Origin of the sequence: Klebsiella sp. G-Nf4, from assembly GCF_002810615.1 — a bacterium.
Classification (GTDB): Bacteria; Pseudomonadota; Gammaproteobacteria; order Enterobacterales; family Enterobacteriaceae; genus Klebsiella; species Klebsiella variicola.
Map to the genome: position 1 here is coordinate 205,034 of NZ_PION01000003.1, position 23,764 is coordinate 228,797.

At 56.1% G+C, this 23,764-nt stretch carries 22 protein-coding genes and 1 pseudogene; 10 read left to right on the plus strand and 13 right to left on the minus strand.

Going from position 1 to position 23,764, the window contains the following annotated elements; genetic code table 11:
- Positions 1–17: 17 nt before the first annotated feature.
- Complete coding sequence (gene cmoA, locus CWM57_RS09200) at positions 18–761, plus strand: carboxy-S-adenosyl-L-methionine synthase CmoA (protein WP_061154088.1); 744 nt, start codon at positions 18–20, stop codon at positions 759–761.
- Complete coding sequence (cmoB, locus tag CWM57_RS09205; protein ID WP_100630731.1) at positions 758–1,762, plus strand: tRNA 5-methoxyuridine(34)/uridine 5-oxyacetic acid(34) synthase CmoB; 1,005 nt, start codon at positions 758–760, stop codon at positions 1,760–1,762. Before cmoA ends, cmoB begins: the two co-directional genes overlap by 4 nt.
- Positions 1,763–1,843: 81 nt before the next feature.
- On the opposite strand, the gene cutC is transcribed toward cmoB, so the two are convergent.
- Together cutC and CWM57_RS09215 are read right to left on the minus strand one after the other, a co-directional pair.
- Positions 1,844–2,587, minus strand: a complete 744-nt coding sequence (gene cutC, locus CWM57_RS09210; protein ID WP_074385445.1) for a copper homeostasis protein CutC — start codon at positions 2,585–2,587, stop codon at positions 1,844–1,846.
- A 76-nt stretch (positions 2,588–2,663) separates the two neighbouring features.
- Positions 2,664–3,233 carry a VOC family protein gene (locus CWM57_RS09215; RefSeq protein WP_008804239.1) on the minus strand — a complete coding sequence of 190 codons (570 nt, stop codon included), beginning with the start codon at positions 3,231–3,233 and terminating at the stop codon, positions 2,664–2,666.
- A 235-nt stretch (positions 3,234–3,468) separates the two neighbouring features.
- Between CWM57_RS09215 and argS the strand changes: the two genes are divergently transcribed.
- Positions 3,469–5,202: an arginine--tRNA ligase gene (gene argS, locus CWM57_RS09220; RefSeq protein ID WP_061154085.1), complete on the plus strand. Its 1,734-nt coding sequence runs from the start codon at positions 3,469–3,471 to the stop codon at positions 5,200–5,202.
- Between the two features lie 61 nt (positions 5,203–5,263).
- On the opposite strand, the gene CWM57_RS09225 is transcribed toward argS, so the two are convergent.
- Entirely contained in the window at positions 5,264–6,403 is a 1,140-nt protein-coding gene (locus CWM57_RS09225; protein ID WP_061154084.1) for a glycoside hydrolase family 105 protein, read from the minus strand.
- A gap of 4 nt (positions 6,404–6,407) precedes the next feature.
- Positions 6,408–7,991 carry an MFS transporter gene (locus CWM57_RS09230; RefSeq protein WP_061154083.1) on the minus strand — a complete coding sequence of 528 codons (1,584 nt, stop codon included), beginning with the start codon at positions 7,989–7,991 and terminating at the stop codon, positions 6,408–6,410.
- Positions 7,992–8,343: 352 nt separating this feature from the next.
- Between CWM57_RS09230 and uspC the strand changes: the two genes are divergently transcribed.
- A complete protein-coding gene (uspC, locus tag CWM57_RS09235; RefSeq protein WP_008804235.1) occupies positions 8,344–8,772 on the plus strand; it encodes a universal stress protein UspC in 429 nt (142 codons plus the stop codon).
- A 23-nt stretch (positions 8,773–8,795) separates the two neighbouring features.
- Here the strand turns inward: uspC and otsA are convergent, their stop codons facing one another.
- From otsA to CWM57_RS09260, 5 genes are all read right to left on the minus strand, one after another.
- On the minus strand, positions 8,796–10,220 hold the full coding sequence (gene otsA, locus CWM57_RS09240; RefSeq protein ID WP_074385444.1) for an alpha,alpha-trehalose-phosphate synthase: 1,425 nt from the start codon (positions 10,218–10,220) through the stop codon (positions 8,796–8,798).
- The gene (gene otsB / locus CWM57_RS09245) at positions 10,195–10,983 is read right to left on the minus strand and encodes a trehalose-phosphatase (protein WP_061154081.1); all 789 of its coding nucleotides are present in this window, start codon (positions 10,981–10,983) and stop codon (positions 10,195–10,197) included. Before otsB ends, otsA begins: the two co-directional genes overlap by 26 nt.
- A gap of 161 nt (positions 10,984–11,144) precedes the next feature.
- Positions 11,145–12,125, minus strand: coding sequence for an L-arabinose ABC transporter permease AraH (araH, locus tag CWM57_RS09250; protein WP_004203438.1), 981 nt, complete (start codon positions 12,123–12,125; stop codon positions 11,145–11,147).
- Between the two features lie 14 nt (positions 12,126–12,139).
- On the minus strand, positions 12,140–13,654 hold the full coding sequence (araG, locus tag CWM57_RS09255; RefSeq protein WP_100675380.1) for an L-arabinose ABC transporter ATP-binding protein AraG: 1,515 nt from the start codon (positions 13,652–13,654) through the stop codon (positions 12,140–12,142).
- 60 nt (positions 13,655–13,714) lie between these two features.
- Entirely contained in the window at positions 13,715–14,695 is a 981-nt protein-coding gene (locus CWM57_RS09260) for an arabinose ABC transporter substrate-binding protein (RefSeq protein WP_002911518.1), read from the minus strand.
- Between the two features lie 890 nt (positions 14,696–15,585).
- Between CWM57_RS09260 and CWM57_RS09265 the strand changes: the two genes are divergently transcribed.
- A complete protein-coding gene (locus tag CWM57_RS09265; protein ID WP_100630736.1) occupies positions 15,586–16,095 on the plus strand; it encodes a non-heme ferritin-like protein in 510 nt (169 codons plus the stop codon).
- Between the two features lie 293 nt (positions 16,096–16,388).
- Positions 16,389–17,900: an MFS transporter gene (locus tag CWM57_RS09270; protein ID WP_165784173.1), complete on the plus strand. Its 1,512-nt coding sequence runs from the start codon at positions 16,389–16,391 to the stop codon at positions 17,898–17,900.
- A 37-nt stretch (positions 17,901–17,937) separates the two neighbouring features.
- On the opposite strand, the gene CWM57_RS09275 is transcribed toward CWM57_RS09270, so the two are convergent.
- The gene (locus tag CWM57_RS09275; RefSeq protein ID WP_002911524.1) at positions 17,938–18,189 is read right to left on the minus strand and encodes a DUF2766 family protein; all 252 of its coding nucleotides are present in this window, start codon (positions 18,187–18,189) and stop codon (positions 17,938–17,940) included.
- Between the two features lie 150 nt (positions 18,190–18,339).
- On the opposite strand from CWM57_RS09275, the gene CWM57_RS09280 reads away from it, so the two are divergent.
- Positions 18,340–19,761: an MFS transporter gene (locus CWM57_RS09280; protein WP_100675379.1), complete on the plus strand. Its 1,422-nt coding sequence runs from the start codon at positions 18,340–18,342 to the stop codon at positions 19,759–19,761.
- Positions 19,762–19,798: 37 nt separating this feature from the next.
- On the opposite strand, the gene CWM57_RS09285 is transcribed toward CWM57_RS09280, so the two are convergent.
- Positions 19,799–20,437: an RpiB/LacA/LacB family sugar-phosphate isomerase gene (locus tag CWM57_RS09285; RefSeq protein WP_061154076.1), complete on the minus strand. Its 639-nt coding sequence runs from the start codon at positions 20,435–20,437 to the stop codon at positions 19,799–19,801.
- Positions 20,438–20,680: 243 nt separating this feature from the next.
- On the opposite strand from CWM57_RS09285, the pseudogene CWM57_RS28150 reads away from it, so the two are divergent.
- Positions 20,681–20,791 (plus strand): annotated as a pseudogene (locus tag CWM57_RS28150) (hypothetical protein); the annotation flags it as partial.
- Between the two features lie 56 nt (positions 20,792–20,847).
- A complete protein-coding gene (gene ftnA, locus CWM57_RS09295; protein ID WP_008804225.1) occupies positions 20,848–21,345 on the plus strand; it encodes a non-heme ferritin in 498 nt (165 codons plus the stop codon).
- Positions 21,346–21,381: 36 nt separating this feature from the next.
- On the opposite strand, the gene CWM57_RS09300 is transcribed toward ftnA, so the two are convergent.
- Positions 21,382–21,621, minus strand: coding sequence for a YecH family metal-binding protein (locus tag CWM57_RS09300; protein ID WP_061154075.1), 240 nt, complete (start codon positions 21,619–21,621; stop codon positions 21,382–21,384).
- Between the two features lie 190 nt (positions 21,622–21,811).
- Here CWM57_RS09300 and tyrP point away from each other — a divergent pair, with 190 nt between their 5' ends.
- On the plus strand, positions 21,812–23,023 hold the full coding sequence (tyrP, locus tag CWM57_RS09305) for a tyrosine transporter TyrP (protein ID WP_074385438.1): 1,212 nt from the start codon (positions 21,812–21,814) through the stop codon (positions 23,021–23,023).
- A 26-nt stretch (positions 23,024–23,049) separates the two neighbouring features.
- Here tyrP and CWM57_RS09310 read toward each other — a convergent pair whose 3' ends face one another.
- Positions 23,050–23,718, minus strand: coding sequence for a YecA family protein (locus tag CWM57_RS09310; protein ID WP_100675378.1), 669 nt, complete (start codon positions 23,716–23,718; stop codon positions 23,050–23,052).
- Positions 23,719–23,764: the final 46 nt, after the last annotated feature.

The window sequence follows — 23,764 nt, forward strand, 5'->3', positions numbered from 1 at the left end:
TTTTCGGGTTTAACGTTATGTCTCACCGCGATACGCTTTTTTCCGCGCCGATTGCCAGCCTCGGCGACTGGACCTTTGATGAACGGGTTGCTGAAGTCTTCCCCGATATGATCCAGCGTTCTGTGCCCGGCTATTCCAATATCATCTCGATGATCGGCATGCTGGCCGAGCGCTTCGTTCAGCCCAACACCCAGGTTTACGATCTTGGCTGTTCGCTGGGCGCCGCCACCCTTTCCGTGCGCCGCAGTATTAGCCATCCGGGATGTCGCATTATCGCCATCGATAACTCCCCGGCGATGGTGGAACGCTGCCGCCGTCATATTGACGCCTATAAAGCCCCGACGCCGGTCGAGGTGATTGAAGGGGATATCCGTGCGGTGGCCATTGAAAACGCCTCGCTGGTTATCCTGAACTTTACCATTCAGTTCCTCGAGCCAGGCGATCGCCAGGCGATCCTGAATAAAGTCTATCAGGGGCTCAACCCCGGCGGCGCGCTGGTGCTCTCGGAGAAATTCAGCTTCGAAGACTCCCACGTTGGCGAACTGTTGTTCAATATGCATCATGACTTTAAACGCGCTAACGGCTACAGCGAGCTGGAGATCAGCCAGAAACGCAGCATGCTGGAAAACGTGATGCTGACGGACTCCGTGGAAACCCATAAAGCCCGCCTGCGTCAGGCTGGGTTTGAACATGCCGAACTATGGTTCCAGTGCTTTAACTTTGGCTCGCTGGTGGCAGTAAAATCCGGGGAGCAGGCATGATCGACTTCAGTAATTTCTATCAGCTGATCGCCAAAAGCCCGCTGTCTCACTGGCTGGAAACCTTGCCAGCTCAGGTAGCCGCCTGGCAGCGCGAAGCCCTGCACGGCAAGTTTCGCGAATGGGAGCGTGCCGTTGAGTTTCTCCCTGAATTAACGCCCTGGCGTCTGGACCTCCTGCACAGCGTCACCGCCGAGAGCGAAACGCCGCTTAGCGAAGGCCATCAGCTGCGGGTAGAAAATCTGCTAAAAAACCTGATGCCATGGCGCAAAGGGCCTTATTCGCTGTACGGCATTAACATTGATACCGAATGGCGCTCTGACTGGAAGTGGGAGCGTGTCCTGCCGCACCTGTCCGATCTCACCGGGCGGACTATCCTCGATGTGGGCTGCGGCAGCGGCTATCACATGTGGCGAATGATCGGCGCCGGCGCACATCTGGCGGTCGGCATCGATCCCACCCAGCTGTTCCTGTGCCAGTTTGAAGCGGTCCGTAAGCTGCTCGGTAACGATCAGCGGGCGCATCTGCTGCCGCTGGGTATCGAACAGCTGCCGGCGCTGGAAGCTTTTGACACCGTGTTCTCGATGGGCGTGCTTTACCATCGCCGCTCGCCGCTGGACCACCTGTGGCAGTTGAAAGATCAGCTAGCGCCGGGAGGCGAGCTGGTGCTGGAGACGCTGGTGGTCGAAGGGGATGAAAATACGGTGCTGGTTCCGGGCGAACGCTATGCGCAGATGCGCAACGTCTATTTTATCCCCTCGGCGGCGGCCCTGAAAATGTGGCTGGAGAAGTGCGGGTTTATCGATGTGCGCATCGTCGATGCCTGCGTCACCTCGACTGAGGAGCAGCGGCGCACCGAATGGATGACCAGTGAATCACTGGCCGATTTCCTCGACCCGCAGGATCAGCGCAAAACCGTGGAAGGCTATCCGGCTCCGCTGCGCGCGGTGATTATCGCCACCAAACCGGAAACGCAGCAGTCGCTGGCGAAAAAAGCGAGATAAAAAAAGGCCCCTGTTTAATGGGCAGGGGCCTGGTACGGGCAATCATCATATTGGGCGACATGATGTGCAGCAAAAAACCGTTTAACTTCTCCAGGCGGAGATAATCCTTTTCATCTCCGCCACCGCTTCGCCATTAACGGCGTAGCGCCTGTATTCGTCCGCATCAGGATCGGCTGACATCGAAACGCCTGGATGACGAAAGCGCATTTCCGATGGCAACCACTGGCCTGCAGAGCTATGAACCTCTTTCACCCCCGCCTGCAGAAACAGCGGCAGGTTCGCGGCGCGGACTCCCGCACCGGCCATAATGATTGGAGTATCCCCTGCGGCAATAAGTTCCGTAATTAATGAAATACCTTTCTCCGCTGAGGGTTGCTGACCGGAAGTCAGGATACGTTTAATCCCCAGCTCACCCAGTGTATTCCAGGCCTGACGCGGGTCGGCACACAGATCGAACGCGCGATGAAAGGTCACCGCCAGCGGCCCGGCCGCGGCCATTATTTTTTTCATCCGCGGAATATCCACATGGCCATCAGCATCCAGCACACCGGTCACCAGACCAGGGAACCCCAGCTCACGTACCATCTGAACATCGGCAAGCATCGAGGCGAACTCCGCCTCGGTGTAGCAGAAATCGCCACCGCGGGGGCGAATAATCGGATGCACCGGAATGGTCATCGCCTCGTGGACCGAGACCAGCACCCCATAAGAGGGCGTTAATCCCCCTTCCTGCGGCGCGGCGCAGAGCTCGATGCGATCGGCACCGCAGCGCTCAGCCTCCCGGGCGCACGCCGCGCTATAGCAACAGACTTCCAGTACCGCCATTTCCCTCTCCCTGATCCAGACCATCCTTCGAGCATGTCACGATTTCGCGCCACAGACGCCGCGCCGCTTCACACTGTTATGTATCAGCTTGCTCGCTGGCGACGATTTGTTCAATAGACCACGGATGAAATTTCACCGTCACGCTACCGTCGGTCACCGCCAGAGTGGGGTTCGGCAGACGCTCATGCTGCCCTTTCGGCGAACTGGTTTTGACGACGATCCCCGGCTGGCTGAGTCCGTCATCGGCCAGCAGCGCCAGAGCACGGGCATTTAAGGTTGCCGGATCGCCAGGCAGGACAATTTCAATATGCTCCCAGCCTTCATGGGGATAACGCTTTTCACCCGGCCACGGCAGCTCAATGATATGGAAGCGCCAGTGCGCCACACAGACCGGCTCCGCCAGTTTGAACAGGCAAATGGGCCGGCCGTTGATCATATTCTCCGACAGCAGGGTTCCGCACTGTTCCAGACCGCGGCGCCAGCGTTCCGCCGTGGTATTCTGATGACAGCGCAGGGAGATATGGTCGGCATCAAGTCCGGCTATCTCCAGCCCCAGTCGCGCAGTGAAGCGCTGAAGCGCATCGGAAAATCGCGGGAGATCAGCCGTAATATCGGCCAGTTGTTCAATTTGCTGCCAGTTTGCCATGGGTTTACTCGTCAATGATGCTCGTCAGTAATGAAAAGGTAATTTACCGTGTTTCGGCCTGCGGACCAACCGCCGCCCTGCTGACGGGCAACCGAACGGCGATGGATTGCGCACGCCGCCGCGCCGCGCGCAATGCTGACGGACGGGGACAAATGCAGTATACTCCCGCCCTAATTTGTCCACATTATGGCGCCGCCTCCCTCGGGGGCAGGCGCATTACACGTAAGGTATTCCGGTGAATATTCAGGCTCTTCTCTCAGAAAAAGTCAGCCAGGCCCTGATCGCGGCAGGCGCGCCTGCCGATTGCGAACCTCAGGTCCGCCAGTCAGCAAAAGTTCAGTTCGGTGACTATCAGGCCAACGGCGTGATGGCTGTCGCCAAAAAACTGGGCATGGCGCCGCGACAACTTGCAGAGCAGGTACTGTCTCATCTTGACCTCAACGGCATTGCCAGCAAGGTTGAAATCGCCGGGCCGGGCTTTATCAATATTTTCCTCGATCCCGCGTTTCTGGCGGACAACGTCAACCGCGCGCTGCAGTCTGAGCGCTTGGGCGTCACGAAACCGCAGGCGCAGACCATCGTCGTCGACTACTCGGCCCCCAACGTGGCGAAAGAGATGCACGTCGGCCATCTGCGTTCGACCATCATTGGTGATGCTTCAGTCCGTACCCTGGAGTTCCTGGGTCATAAGGTGATCCGCGCCAACCACGTCGGCGACTGGGGCACCCAGTTTGGCATGCTGATCGCGTATCTGGAAAAACAGCAGCAGGAAAACGCCGGTGAAATGGCCCTGGCCGACCTCGAAGGTTTCTATCGCGAAGCGAAAAAGCACTACGATGAAGACGAAGCCTTTGCCGAGCGCGCGCGTAGCTACGTGGTTAAACTGCAGGGCGGCGATCAGTACTTCCTGCAGATGTGGCGTAAGCTGGTCGACATCACCATGTCGCAAAACCAAATCACCTACGATCGCCTGAATGTGACGCTGACCCGCGATGACGTAATGGGTGAGAGCCTGTATAACCCGATGCTGCCGGGGATCGTCGCCGATCTGAAAGCCAAAGGGCTGGCCGTCGAGAGCGAAGGCGCCACCGTGGTGTTCCTTGATGAGTACAAAAACAAGGAAGGCGAACCGATGGGCGTCATCATCCAGAAAAAGGATGGCGGCTACCTCTATACCACCACCGATATCGCCTGCGCGAAGTATCGCTATGAAACGCTGCACGCCGACCGCGTGCTCTATTACATCGACTCCCGTCAGCACCAGCACCTGATGCAGGCGTGGACCATCGTGCGTAAAGCAGGCTACGTGCCGGACGCCGTGCCGCTGGAGCACCATATGTTCGGTATGATGCTGGGTAAAGACGGCAAGCCGTTTAAAACCCGCGCCGGCGGCACCGTGAAGCTGGCCGATCTGCTGGACGAAGCGCTGGAGCGCGCCCGTCGCCTGGTCGCGGAGAAGAACCCGGACATGTCGGCTGACGAGCTGGAAAATCTGGCGAAAGTGGTCGGTATCGGCGCGGTGAAATATGCCGATCTGTCGAAAAACCGCACCACCGATTACGTTTTTGACTGGGATAATATGCTGGCGTTCGAAGGCAACACCGCGCCGTATATGCAGTATGCCTATACCCGCGTGCTCTCCGTCTTCCGTAAAGCCGGCATCGACGAAAACGCGATGAACGATGCGCCGGTGGTCATCGCCGAAGATCGCGAAGCCCAGTTGGCCGCGCGCCTGCTGCAGTTTGAAGAGACCCTCTCCGTGGTCGCTCGCGAAGGGACGCCGCACGTGATGTGCGCCTACCTGTACGATCTGGCGGGGCTGTTCTCCGGCTTCTACGAGCACTGCCCGATCCTCAGCGCGGAAAGCGAGGAGATCCGCAACAGCCGCCTGAAGCTGGCGCTGCTGACAGCGAAAACCCTCAAGCTGGGTCTCGATACTCTGGGTATCGAAACCGTAGAGCGTATGTAACCAGTAACCCGGCGAAAGCCGGGTTAGTTTTATTCGGCTCCCCGCCAGCGGGGCGCTCTGCTCAGAAATATTTACGCAGATACTCGGTCAGACAAAGGATCGCCATCGCCTGGCCATAGGGCATCGAGGTCAGCGGGATCTGGCGATAAAAATCAAGGTCTGACCCCATTCCGGTGCCAAACGAGGTCTGCAGCAACTCCCCCTGCGGCGAAATATTCTGCACAATCCCGCGAATCGCTTTTTCAGCCACCCCGGCATAGTGCTGCCCGACGTAACGCTTGCGCACCGCTTTGAGAATGCCGTAGGCAAAGCCGGCGGTCGCGGAGGCCTCAAGATAAGAGTGCGGATCGTCCAGCAGGGTATGCCACAGGCCGCTGTCGTCCTGGCATTTTGCTAAGGCGGCAATCTGTGCGTCGAGTACCGTCATCAGATAACGCCGTACCGCGTTCCCCTCGGGGAGATCCACCAGCTCCAGAAAATCCGGGATCACCATGGTGAGCCAGCTGTTGCCCCGCGCCCAGCGCGCTCGGGCAAAGTTGTGCCGCCCCTCATAGCTCCAGCCGTGAAACCACAGCCCGGTCTCCCGGTCCATCAGGTTCTGCACATGGAGCAGGAACTGATAGGTCGCCTCCTCCACATACTGCGGGCGATTAAGCAGCTTGCCAATTTTGGCTAACGGCAACACGGTCATCATCAGCGTGTCATCCCACATTTGCTGATGGTTCTCCTCCGCCAGGGTCATGTGCTGCATGCCGCCCTGCTCCGTTCGCGGCATCTCATGCATCGCCCACTCCGCCCAGCTCTCGAGCCACGGCAGATATGCCATACGGCCGGTCTCTTCAAAGCGGTAAGCCAGGGTCAGAAACGGGGCCATCGTATTGACGTTTTTGGTCGTTGCCCCCTCGGCGAAGCGGTCGGCAAACCAGCGATCGATGATATCGCACATCTCGATATCGCCGGTTTGCTGGTAATACTGATAGATGCCGTACAGCCCAACGCCGTGGGTCCACTCCCAGCCGGCCCAGCCTTTGGTATCGATCACGCGCCCGTCATCCAGGCGCAGTAAAAATTGCCCGCTCTCATCCTTAATATTCACCAGGTTTTGCGTCACGTTGCGGATCAGTGCCTGCAGTTCGCTGCGGGCGATAAAACGCTCAGGCTGACACAGTAATGGGCTATGTTTGACCGGCCAAACTTTCATGTTGTTAACCTCGGGTGTATGTCGAATTCAAAGCGCCGCCCTGGGTGAGCCCCGGGGCAGCAGGTTTATGACGATTCAGATAGCCAATATTGTTATTGCCCCACAGGCAGTCGTAAGGCATCCCCGCCAGCATCTCGACCACCGCGCGGTGTTCCGCACGGGTCTGTTCCGGCTGGGCACAGCCGAGATCGCGCATTCTGAGGGTTTCACTGCGCAGGATGCTATGGGTGTGCAGGTTGAGCTTGAAGCGTAGCGAGACGAGGAAGCCGCAGGCTAACACCACCAGGGTGCCGACGCTGAGGATCAGTAAAATGGTATGGCTCACGCCTGGCGGTTGTATTTTTTGCCCGGAAACAAACCCCGACAGTTGCATGATGATGCCCACCAGCATGACCGCCCCCGCCTGCGAGGCTTTGCGAGTCAGCGTCATGATGCCGGCAAAAATCCCTTCGCGGCGCTGGCCGGTGATCGCCTCGTCGACGTCGGCAATATAGGTATAGGTATTCCACGGCACGTAATTAATCCCGCCGCGTCCCAGTCCGGCGACAGCAGAGATGAGCAGCAATAAGGAATAGACGTCGCTCAGTCCGGCGTAATAGAGCAGCGCATACGAGAGCGAGCTCAGGCCAAACAGGACCACCACCATGCGGTAGGACGGCGCGGGGCCAAAGCGAATGCACAGCGGGATCATGGCGATCACCGCGATAAACTGGAAGATGGCCATCGTCCCCAGCAGATTCGAGGCGACAGAGGCTTCCTGCATCAGGACAAAGACCACGTAATAGGTAAACACGGCATTGAAGACGTCCTGGGCGATATAGCCCCCCAGATACATGCCGAGGTGCTGGCGGAAAATTTTTATCCGCAGCGTGGAGCTTAGCTCAATCACCAGGCGATTGAGGCTCTGGGCGAGGGTTAAGTTTTGTTTTTCCGCTTCCGCCCGCAGCGCCGCCTCTGACCACGCCTCACGCGGCCGTTCCCACGTGAAGCACCAGACGAAGGTCAGCATCACCGCGCACAGGACCGAGAACACCAGACTGGCATAAAAGAATGAACTGGCATTGTCTTTACCGAGCCAGGTGAGGAGGATCCCCGGCAGAAAGGAGGCTAAAATCGCCGACATTTGCGCCATCGAGATGCGCGCGCCGGAAAATTTGGTTTTCTGTTTAAAATCATCGGTCATCTCCGGCACCAGCGTTTCGTAGGGCACCAGAATCATGGTGTAAACCATATCAAACAGCAGATAGGTGACGAGGTAGTACCAGAAGCCCATCTCGCCGACCCACATCGCTGAATAGCTGAATACGCACGGGATACCGAGCAGAATAAAGAATTTTCTGCGGCCGAAGCGCTTGCCGAGCCAGGTGGTGCCGAAGTTATCGGTAAGAAAGCCCATCAGCGGGCTCACCACCGCATCCAGCACGCGGGCAGAAGCAAATATAAGCGTGGCCTCTATTGGGGAGAGTCCGCAGAAGGTGGTGTAAAAGTAGAGCAGCCATGCGGCGGTTAGCGCCGTCGTGCCGGCGCCGAGGAAATCGCCCGCGCCGTAGGCCAGGTAGTTAGCCAGTCCAATTTTTCGTGTTTTCATCGCCGTGATCCTGTGTCTTTTATTAAAAGAACGCCGACAATCGTTCCGGATTTGCCACCGGAAGGGAGTGGGTACCTGGCTACACTAAAAGCAGTGAAACGACGTTACCTTTGTGTTTTTGCCACGGAACAACCGCCGGTGGCAAAAGGACAAAGAGACGATGCCTCCACTTCACTCATTTATAAAACAGCATTTCTTTTAAATAAAAAGATGGGTTCATTTATGTGATCTTGTGGAGAAAACACGGACTGGCGAAGAGCGTCGCAAATCACGGGAGCAGCCCTTGCGCCGCTGGGGAAACAGGAGTAAAGAATGGAAGAAAGGGTTATTCCGCGTATCTCAAGGAGGCCTGATGCCTTATTCACATCTGCTGGTTGCCGTCGCGCCAACGCCGGAGAGTCAGATATTAATTAAAAAAGCGGTGTCGATCGCCCGCCCCGTTAACGCGAAAGTGAGCTTTATCACCTTCGCCACGGACCCGGAGATGTATAACCAGTTCGCCGCACCGATGATGGAAAATCTGCGTGAGCTGATGCAGGAAGAAACGCGGGAGTTTCTCAATGAGCTGGCACGTCAGGCGGACTACCCGATAGAAAAAATGACCATCGCCTGCGGCGAACTGGGTCACCATGTCAAAGACTTTTGCCAGTCGCACAAGGTCGATCTGGTGATCTGCGGCAATCACAACCACTCGCTTTTCTCGCGCGCCACCTGCTCGGCGAAAAATATCGTCGGCAGTAGCGGCGTCGATGTCCTGCTGGTTTCCCTTGAAAAGGGCTAACGCCGGTTAGCCCTTTTCCTGAACTAGGCCAGTTTAGGGAAGGTGGCTATCTTCCCCCGCAGGCGGCTCTCCTCGCTGCGCGGCGAAATATGCTGCAGATCGTCGACAAAGCGCGCCTGCCAGTTATGAATATCATTCTCTCTGATCACGTCCAGCATCGCCGAATGACGGGCGATACGTTCCGCCAGCGGCATGCTGAGAGCACGATCCAGCGCGGTGGCCACCTCATCGCGATCGTAAGGGTTGACGATCAACGCGCTGGTCAGCTCCTGCGCCGCCCCGGCAAACTGCGACAGGACCAGCACCCCGGGGTTATCCGGATCCTGCGCCGCGACATACTCTTTCGCCACCAGGTTCATGCCATCACGCAGCGGCGTCACCAGCCCGACGTCAGAGTAGCGGAAGACCTTCATCAGCAGCTTACGGTCAAAATGCTGGTTCAGGTAGTAGAGCGGGGTCCAGCCAAGCTGGCCAAACTGGCCATTGATGCGTCCGGATGCCGTTTCCAGCTGGTGACGGATATCCTGATAGGCCTGCACATCGCCACGGGAAGTGGGCGCAATCTGGGTATAACGGATCTTGCCATGATGCTGAGGGTACTTCTCAAGCAGCGTCTCATAGGCAAGGAATCGCTCCGGCAATCCTTTCGAGTAGTCAAGGCGCTCCACGGAGAAAATATTCTTCACATTTTTCAGCTCATTCTTCAGCTGGGCCAGCTTCGGCGGCAGCGGGCCTTTGGCGTTGCGCGTAATTTCGTCCGGATCGATCCCAATCGGATAAACCTCAGTACTGAACGCCTTACCCCATGCCTGATAGCGTTTGTCCCCGAGATCGGAGAGTCGGGTCTGCATGGCAATGCTGTCAAGAAAGGCGGTTCTGTCGCTTTCGGTCTGGAAGCCCAGCAGATCGTAATCGCACAGTTGCTCCAGCAGCTCGGCATGCGGCGGTAGCGCGTTAAAAATCTCCGGCGTCGGGAATGGAATATGCAAAAAGAAGCCGATCCGGTTGTTCACTCCGCGCTTACGCAGTTCACTGGCGAAAGGCAGCAGATGGTAATCATGGATCCACAGCGTATCGTCTGGCTCGATCAGCGGCAGAAGCTTGTCCGCCAACATCGCGTTGACCCGCAGATACCCCTCCCAGGCTTCGCGCTGGAAGCTGACCAGGTCAAGACGATAGTGGAAGGCCGGCCACAGCACGGCGTTGGAAAACTGGTTGTAATATTCATCATGGTCCCGTTCATTCAGGTTGAACGACGCCCAGGAGATATTTCCGCGGGAGACCTGCTTCAGCGGCTGCTGGTCATCGCCAATTTCGCCGCTCCAGCCAAACCACAGACCCCCCGCCGCTTTAAGTGCCCCCAGGATGCCGACGGCCAGGCCGCCAGCGCTCGATTTTTTATCGTCCGGTAAGGCGATACGGTTAGAGACTACGACTAAACGACTCATGGTCATCCCTCCTTTCGATTTGCGCGTCATACGCCAGATGTTGCACCCACGTCCTTACAGCGGCGGCATCCGCCAACCGCCAGTGCGCCTGAGTTTCCCCTGCGCCGACTTTTACCGACATCCCCTGCAGTTGATTAACCACGCTGAATCCCGCCTCGTCGGTCAAATCATCGCCGACAAAAACCGGTTCGCGACCGGCAAACGGCGCCTCCTGCATGAAGGCGCTGATCGCCTCCCCTTTGTTCACTCCGCGGGGTTTAATCTCCACCACGCACTTGCCCAGCTGCAGTGCCAGCAGCGGGTAGCGCTGAACGATGCGCTGAGCCAGCTCCAGCACCGCGCTCTGCTGCTGCGGAGCCTGACGGTAGTGCAGCGCGAAGGCCATCTCTTTACTCTCCAGCTCGCAGCCGGGAAGCGCCTGCAGCGCCGAGGTCAGTTCAGCCGCGATTTCATCGCGCAGCGCCGACGGCAGAGATACGATATAGGTTTTACCATTGATATCACGGCGTTCTGCCCCGTGAACACCGGCCAGCGGTAGCCGCCAGGGATGGGTTAGCGCGTCAAGTTCAGCCATTGAGCGCCCTGAAATCAATGCCACCGCCCCACCCTGCTGCTGGGCCAGCGCGTTGAGCGCCTGCAGCGTGTTGTCGGGTATCACCACCTGATCGGGGTGCGGTTGGATATCGGCAAGAGTACCGTCGAGGTCAAAGAAAAAAGCGTAGTTTCCGGTTAGCGCAGGCGGTACAGATATCTGGTTATCCACCCTGTTTCCTCCTTATCATGGCCAGCCGAAGCTGGTTGTTAATTATATGTTAGCCATGTAAGTATAGACAGTGTGACCAACCTCGCCATTTTTGATAATTACCGCCAGCGAAACGGGCGCTGGCGGTAATTACTCTGTAGACTTAAAAGTTCGGCCTAAAATCAGGCCGCACGTTTGGCTTTTTGTTTGTAGCGGTCAAAGATCACCGCCGCCAGCAGGATCACACCGCGCACGACGTATTGTGAGAATGGCGAGATGTTCAGCAGGTTCATCGCGTTCTCCACGGTCCCGAGGATCAGGATCCCGGCGACCACGTAGGAGATCTTGCCGATCCCGCCCTTCAGCGATACCCCGCCCAGCACGCAGGCTGAAATAACAATCAGCTCATAGCCAATCGAGGTCATCGGCTGGCCGCTGGTCATCCGCGACGCCAGAATGATCCCCGCGGCGGCCGATACCAGACCGGAGAGAACAAAGATAATAATCTTGGTGCGCACCACCGGGACCCCGGCCAGGCGCGCCGCCTCTTCATTGCCGCCAATAGCCAGCGTATTACGACCAAAGGTGGTTTTGTTTAGTAATAATCCGAAAACCACCAGGCAGGCGACCGTCAGCCAGATTGGCGCCGGCAGACCAAACCAGTTGGCATAGCCGAGGGTGAAGAAACGCTCATCTTCGATCCCCACCGCTTTACCGTCGGAGATAATGTAGGCCAGGCCCCGGACGATTTGCATCGTCGCGAGGGTGGTGATCAGGGCGTTAATCTTCAGGCGCGCAATGACAAAGCCGTTGACCAGGCCACTGACCGCGCCCAGCAGCAGGCCGGCGGCAATCCCCAGCCACAGGCTTTCGCTGAGATTAATCACCACCGCGGTGGTCACCCCGGCGCAGGCGATAACCGACGCCACCGACAGGTCAAAATCGCCGGAGGCCAGGCAGAAGAGCATGCCGCAAGCCACCATCCCGGACATCGAGATCGCCAGCCCCAGCCCCTTCATATTGACGAATGAGGCAAAGTTGGGCACAAAAATAACGCAGCCGATAAACAGCACAGCAAACACCACCAGCATGCCAAACTGATCCCAAATGCGGGCAAAGCTAAAGGCAGAGCGGGTAGCGCCGGACGTAGTCACTGATGACATCATTTACTCCTTACTCAGGCGACAGCCTGACTCACTTTTGGCATCGCAAGGCTTAACGCCTGCTGTTCATTGGCTTCTTCATGCAGCAGTTCGCCGGCGATTTGTCCTTCGCGCATCACCACGATGCGGTCAGCGACGCCCAGCACTTCCGGCAGGTCGCTGGAGGCAAACACCACGGCAACACCTGAGGCGGCGAGGCCATATATCACGTTGTAAATTTCATGTTTGGCGCCGACGTCGATGCCGCGGGTGGGCTCATCGAGCAGGATCACCTTCATCTCTTCCGACAGCCAGCGGCCAAGGATCGCTTTCTGCTGGTTACCGCCAGACAGGTTCATGATCAGCTGTTCCGGGCCCGGCGTTTTAATGTTCAGCGACTGGATATGCTGATCGGCGTTGTCCGCCTCCCAGGCGTTGTTGATCAGGCAGCCAGCGTGAATATGCTTGCGCCGGGCGCTGATATTGATGTTGTCGCGCACGGAGTGAACCGGAATAATCCCCTCCGCCTTGCGATCTTCCGGGCACAGCATCATGCCGGCCCGAATGGCCTGGGCCGGTTTACGAATGTCGACGGGCTGGCCATCGATATACACCTGACCGCCGGTGATCCGCGTCCCGCCAAATAAGCCTTTCATCAGTTCGCTGCGACCGGCGCCCACCAGCCCGAACAGGCCGACAATTTCACCACTGCGTACCGAGAGGCTGACCGGCGTACGCACGCCCGGCGCTTTGACCTCCTCCAGGCGCAGCCGCTCTTCGCCATAGGGGCGAGGCTTCCAGCCGTAAATATCCCCCAGATTGCGTCCCACCATTGCCTGGACCAGCGCGTCATGACTGACGCTCGGCATATCGTCAAAGGTGCAAACATAGCGGCCATCCTTAAAGACGGTGATGGCATCGCTGAGGGCGAAAATTTCTTCCATCCGGTGCGAAACATAGATGATGACCCGCCCCTCCTCCCGCAGTTCGCGGATAACGCGAAACAGGTTGTCTATCTCGCGGGCGGAGAGCGAACTGGTCGGTTCATCGAACGCGATGATCTTGGCGTTGCGCTCCAGCGCTTTGGCAATCTCCACCATCTGCCACTGGCCAATGGAGAGATATTTCAGCGGCGTCTCCGGGTCGATATCCAGCCCCAGATGCTCCAGCTGCAGGCGGGCCTCATAATTGAGCAACGATCGGTTGACGATACCGCCTCTGTGCGGCAGCTGGCCAAGATAGATATTTTCGGCGACGGTCATCTCCGGGATCAGATGCAGCTCCTGGTAGATAATCGCCACGCCAGCGTTCAGCGCCGCCATGGTATTGCTGAACGCCATCTGCTGGCCGCCGATCTGCAGGTGACCGGCGGTCGGGATGTAGTTACCGCTGAGAATTTTCAGCAGCGTCGATTTGCCTGCGCCATTTTCGCCCATCAGCGCGTGGATCTGTCCTGGGTAGCAGTCAAAACTGATATCGGACAAGGCCTTTACGCCAGGGAACGTCATGGTGATGCCGCGAAATGAGAGATAAGGGGTAGACTGTTGCATAACGACTCCGCTCTTCAGCACTCAGCCCCCGCCGCGGCGGGGGCCAGTTCAACCGGGCTGTTACAGCCCTTTTTTCGCCAGCTCTTCTTTGAAGTTATCGCGGGTAATCAGCACCACATCGGTCACCGCCGTAAACTTCGGCGGTTCAACGCCTTTGGTGACCCAGTTGTAGAGCATTTCGCTGGTTTTATAGCCATGAATATCCGGGCTTGGCAGCAGGGAACCATAGAAGCCGGTCGGTTGCGCCTTCGACAGTTCGTTGACCGCATCCACACCGTTGATGCCGATGCCAATCACATCCGGTGCTTTAAAGCCCTGGCCTTCAGTGGCACGCACGCCGCCGAGCACGGTGTTATCGTTCATCCCAACGATCAGCCAGTGTTTCACCTGCGGGTGCTGGACCAGCATTGAGTTACCGGCGTCAAACGCCCCCGGGATATCGTTAGATTTTGTCGGCACGCGGTAGATTTGCGCGTCCGGGAAGCCGGCTGCCTTCAGGGCATCAATGGAGCCGGTGGTGCGACGACGGGCGGTGTCCAGCTCATCGGCGGTGATAGCCATTACCGCAGTGTCTTTGACATCCCAGCCGCGTTTCTGCATCTCTTTATACAGCTCCTGCCCCTGGCGGGCGCCGATTTCGCTGGCCGCCATCATCACCAGCGGCACGCTCTCCATCGGTTTACCTTTGGCGTTGACGAACTGGTCATCGACGGTAATGACCTTCATGTCATAGCCGCGCGCTTTGGCGACAATCGCCGACCCGAGCTTGGGATCGGGGGTACAGATGACAAAACCTTTCGCGCCGCTGGCCGCCAGGCTATCGATCGCGTTGAGGGTTTTCTCACCATCCGGAACCGCAATCTTAATGACGTCAAACCCTAAATCTTTTCCTGCTTTATCAGCAAATTTCCACTCAGTCTGGAACCATGGCTCTTCCGGTTGTTTCACCAGAAAACCCAGTTTTAAATTTTCCGCCATAGCTGATTGTGACATAACCGCAGCGAGACCAATGGCCGCCAGCGCTTTAGTAAATTTGTGCATGGTAAACTCCAGCTTTAATTCGCTTTCATGTAGGGAAAAATCGGAATTAACAATTTTATCGGCATCAAAACAAGGCATTAGAAAAATCACATTCCCCACTGCCGTTGTTAGAGTAGTAATACCCGGAAATTATTTCTCCATACGAGAGCATTATCACATCGCGGAATTACAGTAATTGCGTACATACATTTAGCAAAAAATGACATAAAAAAAGACATAATTGTCATACAATTTTAGCGACATATAGCAGGATCATCTATACCACCAGCAGACTTATCCTTGTGATGTCAGAGGGTGTTTAACGGAGGGTTACAACGCTGTTATCACCGGAGGTTGACGGCGTCGTGAAGGCCGATCGCGTTTTCACTTTTTCCTGTGACAAGCAGCCTCACACGGCTGGGCTACGTGGCCCACTTAATATCGCGAAAAAACGGATCTTTTGCGTAATTTATTCCGAATTGAAAAAAATATATTCCTCTTCAAAAAAAGCCTGCAACAAAAAATAAAAATAATTTTCATTAGCCTGAAACATTACTGTTGAAATAAGTTATTTCGCTCTGTTCTAAGAAAAATTTCGTAGTCAAATATCTATAACTTATCACTAGCCCGATGCCAGCAAGCCCCGCCAACGGCGCATAATCTCAATCCTGACGCTACTCACAAATAATGGTGTAACAAAACGTAAATTACCGCACTTGAGAGTTTTCTTAATTCCATTCAGCGAGTATTCTTAAATCGTCGGCAAACGGGAAAAATTACCCGACCATATGGAATGTGTAGAGTTTTATTATTCTGCAACAGTGCAGCGTGTCACTATTTTATCTTGCGGTTATCCGCAGGATCCGTCGACACGCATCAGTAACCCCTTCCAGGTTAATAAGGATATTTTTATGGCAGTTCCAGGAATGGCACAAAAGCTAAACACCCAAATGAACCTTGAGTTTCACGCCTCTAACGTTTACCTGAATTTAAGCGAGTGGTGCGCCCGGCATCGGTTCGACGGCGCCGCAACATTTTTGCGCACCCGCGCGCAAAGCAGCATCACCCTCACCATGCGCGTGTTTGATTATCTGAAAAAAGCCGGCAGCTGGCCGATAGTGAATCCCGACCACGCCTGTAATCCCGAGTGTACCTCGCTGGAAGATCTGTTTACCCAAACCCTGAGCGATTACCAACAGCGTAGCAGGATGCTGAGCGGTCTTGCCGAAGAAGCCAGAGCGCACAGCGACGATAACACCTGGCGATTTCTGACGCTGCTGGCGGAGGAGCAGCAACAGGATGGTCTGCTGTTGCAAAGCGTGCTTGAGGAAATCCGCAACGCCGATAAAGCCGGTCTCGGGATGGAGCAGACCGATCGGCGTCTGATGGCATTGGTCGGGGAATCGCGGAAGCCACATTAGTCGGACACTTCGCTCTGCCGGGGGAGCGCGACCGCGCTGCCCCGTCTCTCGCTTTAAATCAGTTATGTCAATTTTCCCACCTCATTTATTCCCCAATAGAATAAAAAAGTTTTAGCGCGATCGCATTCCCACGTCACCGCTATCCCTTCTCAGGGATTAGTGAGCGCGGTCACTTTTTATCAAGCCACAAAGAAATATAAAAACAGTGTTTCAAAAATATAAAACACGAGGTTTATTTTTTTATGGCTAGATATACGGCTTCAGCCCCTGAAGGGCTGCAGGGAAGACCGATCTTGTTACGCCATCAGTTAGCTTACGGCGGTGGTAATCTGTTGGGGAGTGGCGCACTGGCGATAAGCGGCGCCTGGCTGCTCTATTTTTATACGACCTTTTGCGGCCTGACGCTGATCGAGGCCTCATTTATCTTCTCCGTCGCCAGCATCATTGATGCTATCAGCAACCCGCTGATGGGTTATCTCACCGATAACTTTGGCAAAACGCGCTTAGGCAAGCGCTTCGGCCGCCGACGTTTCTTTCTGCTAATCGGTATTCCGCTGATGATGTTCTACCCGCTGCTGTGGGTGGAAGGCCTGAGTTTCTGGTACTACCTCTGCACCTATGTGGTGTTTGAGATCATCTACACCTCTATCATGGTGCCTTATGAAACGCTGGCGACAGAGATGACCGATGATTTCTCGCTGCGCTCAAAACTGACCGGCTATAAAGCCATTTTCGGCAAGCTAGCCAACTTCCTTGCGGCGTTTATTCCCGGACAGTTCATTCTGCTGTATGGCAAAGATTCTGCCACCCCTTTCTTCCTCACCGGTCTGACCTACGGCGCTATCCTGATCGTCGCGATTTCCTGCCTGTGGCTGTGCAGCTGGGAGCGCGAACGCGAGGAAGAAGTGGAAACCAGCGCGAAAAAAGGACTACTGAGCACCCTGCTGTCGCTGGCAAAAGATATGCGTTCCACCTTTTACCTGCGCGTATTCCGCAAACATCTCGGTATGTACCTGTGCGGGTTTGGCGCTGAATGGCTGTTTGCCTCCATCTTCACCTATTTCGTGATATTCGTTCTGCAGCATGACCCGGCGATGGTCGCCGGACTGAATAGCCTGAACTCGATTCTGCAGCTGATCTCTACGGCGCTGTTTATCGGCCTGTGCGTGAAAAAGGGCTTCAGCAAACCCTATATCCTGGCGCTGGGGATCGTGATTTTCGCGGTCCTGCTGTATACCTCGCTGTGGTTCTTCCATCTGCCGTCAGGCCTGGCGACGGTGCTGATGTTCGGCATTACCGTGCTGTTCGGCCTGGGTACCGGCGGGGTTTACTACATTCCCTGGACCGTTTACACCTTCCTGGCCGATGTCGATGAGATCTACACCGGACGCCGTCGGGAAGGGATCTATGCCGGCGCCATGACCTTCTCAGGGAAAATTCTGCGCTCGATTGTGGTGTTCTCGATGGGGGCGATCCTGAGCTTCTACGGTTTCCAGTCAAAAGCGCACAGCCAACCGGAAAGCGCGGTGACCGCTATCGCAGTGGTATTCTGCGTCGGGGTGATCGCGTTAGCGTTGGCCGCCATCGTCTTCAGCAAGCAGATGAAGCTGGATCGTAAAGCCCATCTGGTGGTGTTGCAGGAAGTCGCGCGGATCAAAGCGGGCGGAAAAATCAGCGATATCGCGCCGGATGTACGAGTTATCGTGGAAGATCTGGTCGGCCACCGCTACGAAGAGTGTTGGGGCAACAGCAAATTGTTCAAAGATACGGCCCCTGCGCCTGCGCAGACCGTGATTTCCCATTAAAGAAGAAGGCCCCGCCGGTGACCGGCGAGGCCTGTTATTAATGCGTTTCTTCCTGCGGGGTAAACTTCAGCTCAATCAACGCGATCGCTTTTTGCACCGCGCGAAGGGTCACCGGATCGGCAGAGGCCGGATGGCTGGCGAAGTCGATAGCTTTCAGCTGAGTGGTCATTTTTTCACGCACTTCCACGGGCGCAATGACGTCAATGACGTCGAGGATCTGTTTGATAACCAGCTGGCAGGCAACCACATCGGAAACCAGCTCATCGTGTTCGGTAAGATGTTGAGACATTAATTACTCCTTTTTTCAGGAGCGTAATAGTACCCTAAATCGTCACAGATAAAAAAACCTGCCGTCGCAGGTTTTTTTATCTGCCCTACTGGCTGGCGGAACTTCTCCTGCCGCTTTGCCCAGGTTCACACTCTTGATGGCATTAACAACATGACTACCACGATCTCTTCCAGAGACGAACGTGCTTTTTCAGCGCCTGCGCTGCTGGTGGCCGGTGCTTTTTTTATGGAGTTTCTCGACGGGACGGTGATCGCCACCGCGCTGCCCGATATGGCGAAAGATTTTGGCGTCACCGCGGTCGAACTGAATATCGGCATCAGCGCCTATCTGATCACCCTCGCGGTACTGATCCCAGCCAGCGGTTGGATCGCCGATCGCTTCGGCGCTCGCGCTATTTTTACCCTCGCCCTGGCGATCTTTACCCTTGCCTCGGTCTTCTGCGGCCTCTCCACCGAGGTGCATACCTTTGTCGCCATGCGTATCCTGCAGGGGATCGGTGGCGCGCTGATGGTCCCCGTCGGTCGCCTGGCGGTACTGCGAACCACGCCGAAACACCTGCTGATCAAAGCCATCGCTACCCTCACCTGGCCGGCGCTGGTGGCCCCCATTATCGGCCCGCCTTTAGGCGGCTTTATCACCCGCTACGCCAGCTGGCACTGGATCTTCTTTATCAATGTCCCGCTGGGCCTTGCAGCCATCATCCTTGCGCTGCGCATTATCCCTGATATTCGCGAAACGGAACGGCGCTCCTTCGATCTCACCGGCTTTATCACCACCGCAGTCGCGATGGTCAGTCTGGTCACCGCGATGGAACGGCTCGGCGATCGCCAGCCGCAGATCTGGCCGACGCTGGCCCTCGCCGTGCTTGGCTTCGGCTGTCTGGCATATGCTATACGCCACTTCCGCCGGGCGACGGCGCCGATGGTTCGTCTCGACGCGCTACAGGTACCTACGTTCCGGGTGACGATGTACGGCGGCTCGCTGTTCCGCTCCTCCATCAGCGCGGTCCCCTTTCTGCTGCCACTGCTGTTTCAGGTAGGGTTCGGCATGGATCCCTTCCACTCCGGCCTGCTGGTGCTGGCGGTGTTTGTCGGCAATTTGACCATCAAACCCGCCACCACGCCGCTGATCCGCTGGCTGGGCTTTCGCCGGCTGCTGTTGATCAACGGTGCGCTGAACGTCTGTTCACTGCTGGCCTGCGCGCTGCTCACGCCACAGACGCCGGTCTGGGCCATCATGCTGATCCTTTATCTCGGCGGGGTATTTCGCTCTATCCAGTTTACGGGCGTAAGCACGCTGGCTTTTGCCGATGTCCCCGCCGCGCAGATGAGTGATGCCAATACGCTGTTCAGTACCGCGTCGCAGCTGGCTGTGGGGCTGGGGATCACGCTCGGGGCAATTGGTATTCGCCTGGGTGAGCAGGTCGGCGACTGGCTGCACCTTTCCACGCTGCCGGGGATCAGCTTTCGCCTGTCGTTTGTCTTTATCGCGTTGATCTGTCTGGTGGGGATGATCGACAGCCTGCATCTGGCCAAAACGGCCGGCAGCAGCGTGTCGGAGAAGAAGACATAAATGATGGAAGGGCCAGCGGCGCTGGCCCTGATGACGGTTAACCGACGATCTGGCGAACGAAGGCTTCGATGGCTTTATCCTGACAGTTTTCGAAGAAGCACTGCTGGAAGCGTGGGCCGGATACCGCGGTTTTCACCAGCTCCGGATCGATGGCGCGCAGGGTGTCGAGATAGTTTTCTTTTACCACTGCCGCTTTAACCTGGTTGAGGATCCCGGCATTTCGCACCTGCGGCTCTTTGCGCTCCGGCGGATAGCCTTCGCCGTTGCGGCCGGTAAACGCTTTTTCAAAGATAAAGCGTACATTCAGCTCCGCGCCCCAGCCGAAACCTTTGGCAAACGGCAGCGACAGCGCATTACCATTGTTGATCTGAGCAAACAGGAACGCGTCCGCCGGATCGATACAGTAGCCGCAGACCACGCCCGGGTGAATATTCAGCGACATCAGCGCTCCCTGACCGGTACCGCAGCCGGTGACCACGAAGTCGACCGCTTTCGAATTCAGCAGGATGCTGGCCATGATCCCGAGGTGAATGTAGGTCAGATGATGATCGTGCTCATCGCTCATACCGACGTTGTACACCGGGAATCCTTTTTCATCGGCAACGGCGTTAAGCTCCTTAAGGATGATGGCGTTTTTGTTCGCCTGGCTGTTCTCCATCATCAGTGCAATCTTCATGGTTTACTCTCCTGAATGCTGTGCGGGCCTGCCCGCAGAATGTCATTGGCGTTGACTGCACTCTACTACCTGAAAAACAAACTTTCAAATTTTATGAAAAGTTGTTTTAAAAATTACGCAGCGCTTCACACTTTCGCCCTCTCCGCCGGTCCAGTCGCCAGGTCCACGCCCCCAGGCAAGCAACCCCACCTCGCGGTTTGAACTTCGTCAGCCAGTTGGAAGGTCATTTGATTTTCCAATACGATTAATAATAAATTAAAACCATTCTCATTTATTATTAAACTGCCAATGCGTGTTATTCCCATTAGCATTTTAAATAAAACATTTTTAAATTTACTTTTTGCAAATAATTAAATAACAAATTATAGTGGCATCCTATAACATCTATTTTTAATTCCAGGAGCGCGACAATGCTGAAAACGGAAATGATCGACAAACTGAATGAACAGATGAATCTTGAACTTTATTCTTCTCTTCTTTATCAGCAGATGAGCGCCTGGTGCAGTTACCACAGTTTTGAAGGGGCTGCGGCCTTCCTGCGTCGCCATGCCCAGGAAGAGATGACCCATATGCAGCGCCTGTTCGACTACCTGACCGACACCGGTAGCCTGCCGCGCATCAACGCTATCGCCTCCCCGTTTGCCGAATATGCCTCACTGGACGAGCTGTTCCGCCAGACCTATGAGCACGAGCAGTTGATCACGCAAAAAATTAATGAACTGGCGCACGCCGCCATGACCAGTCAGGATTACCCGACCTTTAATTTCCTGCAGTGGTATGTTGCTGAACAGCACGAAGAAGAGAAATTATTTAAATCGGTGATTGATAAACTGACCCTCGTTGGAAAAAGTGGCGAAGGTCTGTACTTTATCGATAAAGAACTGGCGACCCTCGACACACAGAATTAATCTTCCGTGCCGCGACATCCCCATGTCGCGGCCCTTTTAATGCCGGCAAATCTTATTTTCTGCGGTAGTAAAGCCTTCCTCTCTGGCAATAAATTTGCCTTTTTTCTCTAAAAACGCCACCAGCTCTGCGGCGCTTAGATTCGCTGCTGAACAGGTGTGAAACCGCGCCTCTTCGCCAAAGCGATGGCGAATGGCGGCCTCCAGCGAGGCGACCGTCCAGGACTCACCCGAGGCGAGCATCATCTGCAGTACTTCATGACCATGAATAGAAGACATAACCCCTCCTGAAAACCACCAGCTTAGGCCAGCCATGCCATCGGCGCCTTGCGCCAGCGCAGGCTTTCCCCCCTTTAACTTCGTAAAGTTTACATTACACCCCTTGTAACCCTCATTTGACGAATGCCGTAATATCCCCTACTCTGCGCGGCATAATTTATTGTTATTTGCTGTAGGGATAGCGAAAAGCGTGAAAAACCGCACTCTGGGCAGTATTTTAATCGTAGCTGGCACCACTATCGGTGCAGGAATGTTGGCGATGCCATTGGCTGCCGCCGGCGTCGGGTTTACCGTCACGCTGGGTTTACTTTTCACCTTGTGGGCACTGATGTGCTATACCGCCCTGTTGTTGCTGGAAGTCTACCAGCACGTGCCTGCCGACATGGGGCTCGGTTCCCTGGCCGCACGCTATCTGGGCCGCTACGGGCAGTGGATTACCGGGTTCTGCATGCTGTTTCTGCTGTATGCCCTCACGGCGGCCTATATCAGTGGCGCCGGTGAATTGCTCGCTTCCAGCCTCAACCAGTGGCTGGACTGGCAGCTGCCGCCGGCGGCCGGCGTACTGTTATTTACGGCGCTGGGCGGGGCGGTGGTGTGCATCGGTACCTCGCTGGTCGACTTATTCAATCGCTTCCTGTTTAGCGCCAAAATTATCTTTCTGGTGATTATGCTGGCGCTACTGATGCCGCATATTCATCAAGTCAATTTGTTGACGCTGCCGGTTGAGCAAGGCCTGGCGCTGTCGGCCATTCCGGTGATCTTTACCTCCTTTGGCTTTCACGGCAGCGTGCCGAGCATAGTCAGCTATCTTGGCGGCAATATCCGCAAACTGCGCCGGGTATTTATTATCGGCAGCTTTATTCCGCTGGTGGCTTATATTTTCTGGCAGCTGGCGACGCTGGGGAGTATCAACCCTCCCGCGTTCACCGCCCTGCTGGCCAAAAACGCCGGTCTGAACGGACTGCTGGAGGCGATCCGCGAAGTGGTGGCGTCTCCACACGTGGAGCTGGCCGTACACCTGTTTGCCGACCTCGCGCTGGCGACCTCATTCCTCGGCGTCTCGCTCGGCTTGTTTGATTATCTGGCCGATGTGTTTCAACGCAAAAACAGCGTGAGTGGGCGTCTGCAGAGTGGAGCAATCACCTTCCTGCCGCCAGTGGCGTTCGCCCTGTTCTATCCACGCGGTTTTGTTATGGCCCTGGGCTACGCCGGGGTGGCGCTCGCCGTGCTGGCCCTGATGTTGCCTGCTCTGCTGGCAATGAAGAGCCGCCGACAACATCCGCAGGCTGCCTGGCGGGTGGTCGGCGGCGCGCCGGCGCTGTGGCTGGTTCTGCTGTGCGGGATCGGTATCGTGGCGATTCAGTTCAGTATCGTCGCCGGACTGCTGCCTGCGGTGGGATAAAAAAAGGGGCCGGCTGGCCCCTGGTTTTATTTTGCTAAGCAGCACTGCTTATACTTTTTTCCGCTCCCGCACGGGCAGGGATCGTTGCGTCCGACCTTCGCCTCATTTCTGACCGGTTGCTGAACCACCACCGGCTGCGGATTCGCCATCCAGTACTGGTAAAGCGCCAGCGCCGCCGGCGTGATATGCTCGATGCTGTCGATAAACTCATCCGCCGTCAGATTATCCAGCGCGGTAAACTGCGCCTCGCTGCCGTGGAGTGCAATCGCGTCCAGTGCCGGCTGAAGCTCAGCGGGCAGCGTCGACCAGTCGCTCAGCGCTACGCCGCGCAGGTAGCCAAAGCACCACTCTTCGACGATCGTCAGTTCCTGACCTTCCGCTTCGCGGGTGCCAAACAGCGGTTCGAACTGTTCGGGATAGGACTCCAGCCGTTCGGCGATGTCGCTCATATGCTGCAGCGTCAGATCGACAAAGCGATCGCGCTCGCGGTCATTGGCCCAGCGCGGCACATTGTCCACCCCGCCCCAGATGGCCACCAGCCACTGGGCTGGTTCGATATCAGTCGGTGCTGAGAGAATAGCCGTCAGCAGGCCATCCAGTTCAGACACATCCAGAATAGCGCCTTCGGTGGCGTATTTCGCCAGCGTTTCGTCCAGCCATTCCAGTTCGTTTTCGTTTAAAGGTCCGGTATTCATTCACAGGCTCGCATGGTAAAAATCGGGCCTACAGTAGCCGAATTGC

What these genes read in the sequence shown, in the direction of transcription:
- CWM57_RS09225 (WP_061154084.1), bottom strand. Translation starts at nt 6,403, where the DNA reads ATGAAAGTTTGGCCGGTCAAACATAGCCCATTACTGTGTCAGCCTGAG.
- cmoA (WP_061154088.1), top strand. Translation starts at nt 18, where the DNA reads ATGTCTCACCGCGATACGCTTTTTTCCGCGCCGATTGCCAGCCTCGGC.
- cmoB (WP_100630731.1), top strand. Translation starts at nt 758, where the DNA reads ATGATCGACTTCAGTAATTTCTATCAGCTGATCGCCAAAAGCCCGCTG.
- uspC (WP_008804235.1), top strand. Translation starts at nt 8,344, where the DNA reads ATGCCTTATTCACATCTGCTGGTTGCCGTCGCGCCAACGCCGGAGAGT.
- CWM57_RS09300 (WP_061154075.1), bottom strand. Translation starts at nt 21,621, where the DNA reads ATGTCTTCTATTCATGGTCATGAAGTACTGCAGATGATGCTCGCCTCG.
- CWM57_RS09310 (WP_100675378.1), bottom strand. Translation starts at nt 23,718, where the DNA reads ATGAATACCGGACCTTTAAACGAAAACGAACTGGAATGGCTGGACGAA.
- araH (WP_004203438.1), bottom strand. Translation starts at nt 12,125, where the DNA reads ATGTCATCAGTGACTACGTCCGGCGCTACCCGCTCTGCCTTTAGCTTT.
- ftnA (WP_008804225.1), top strand. Translation starts at nt 20,848, where the DNA reads ATGCTGAAAACGGAAATGATCGACAAACTGAATGAACAGATGAATCTT.
- CWM57_RS09280 (WP_100675379.1), top strand. Translation starts at nt 18,340, where the DNA reads ATGACTACCACGATCTCTTCCAGAGACGAACGTGCTTTTTCAGCGCCT.
- otsA (WP_074385444.1), bottom strand. Translation starts at nt 10,220, where the DNA reads ATGAGTCGTTTAGTCGTAGTCTCTAACCGTATCGCCTTACCGGACGAT.
- CWM57_RS09230 (WP_061154083.1), bottom strand. Translation starts at nt 7,991, where the DNA reads ATGAAAACACGAAAAATTGGACTGGCTAACTACCTGGCCTACGGCGCG.
- CWM57_RS09265 (WP_100630736.1), top strand. Translation starts at nt 15,586, where the DNA reads ATGGCAGTTCCAGGAATGGCACAAAAGCTAAACACCCAAATGAACCTT.
- araG (WP_100675380.1), bottom strand. Translation starts at nt 13,654, where the DNA reads ATGCAACAGTCTACCCCTTATCTCTCATTTCGCGGCATCACCATGACG.
- cutC (WP_074385445.1), bottom strand. Translation starts at nt 2,587, where the DNA reads ATGGCGGTACTGGAAGTCTGTTGCTATAGCGCGGCGTGCGCCCGGGAG.
- CWM57_RS09285 (WP_061154076.1), bottom strand. Translation starts at nt 20,437, where the DNA reads ATGAAGATTGCACTGATGATGGAGAACAGCCAGGCGAACAAAAACGCC.
- CWM57_RS09215 (WP_008804239.1), bottom strand. Translation starts at nt 3,233, where the DNA reads ATGGCAAACTGGCAGCAAATTGAACAACTGGCCGATATTACGGCTGAT.
- CWM57_RS09260 (WP_002911518.1), bottom strand. Translation starts at nt 14,695, where the DNA reads ATGCACAAATTTACTAAAGCGCTGGCGGCCATTGGTCTCGCTGCGGTT.
- CWM57_RS09275 (WP_002911524.1), bottom strand. Translation starts at nt 18,189, where the DNA reads ATGTCTCAACATCTTACCGAACACGATGAGCTGGTTTCCGATGTGGTT.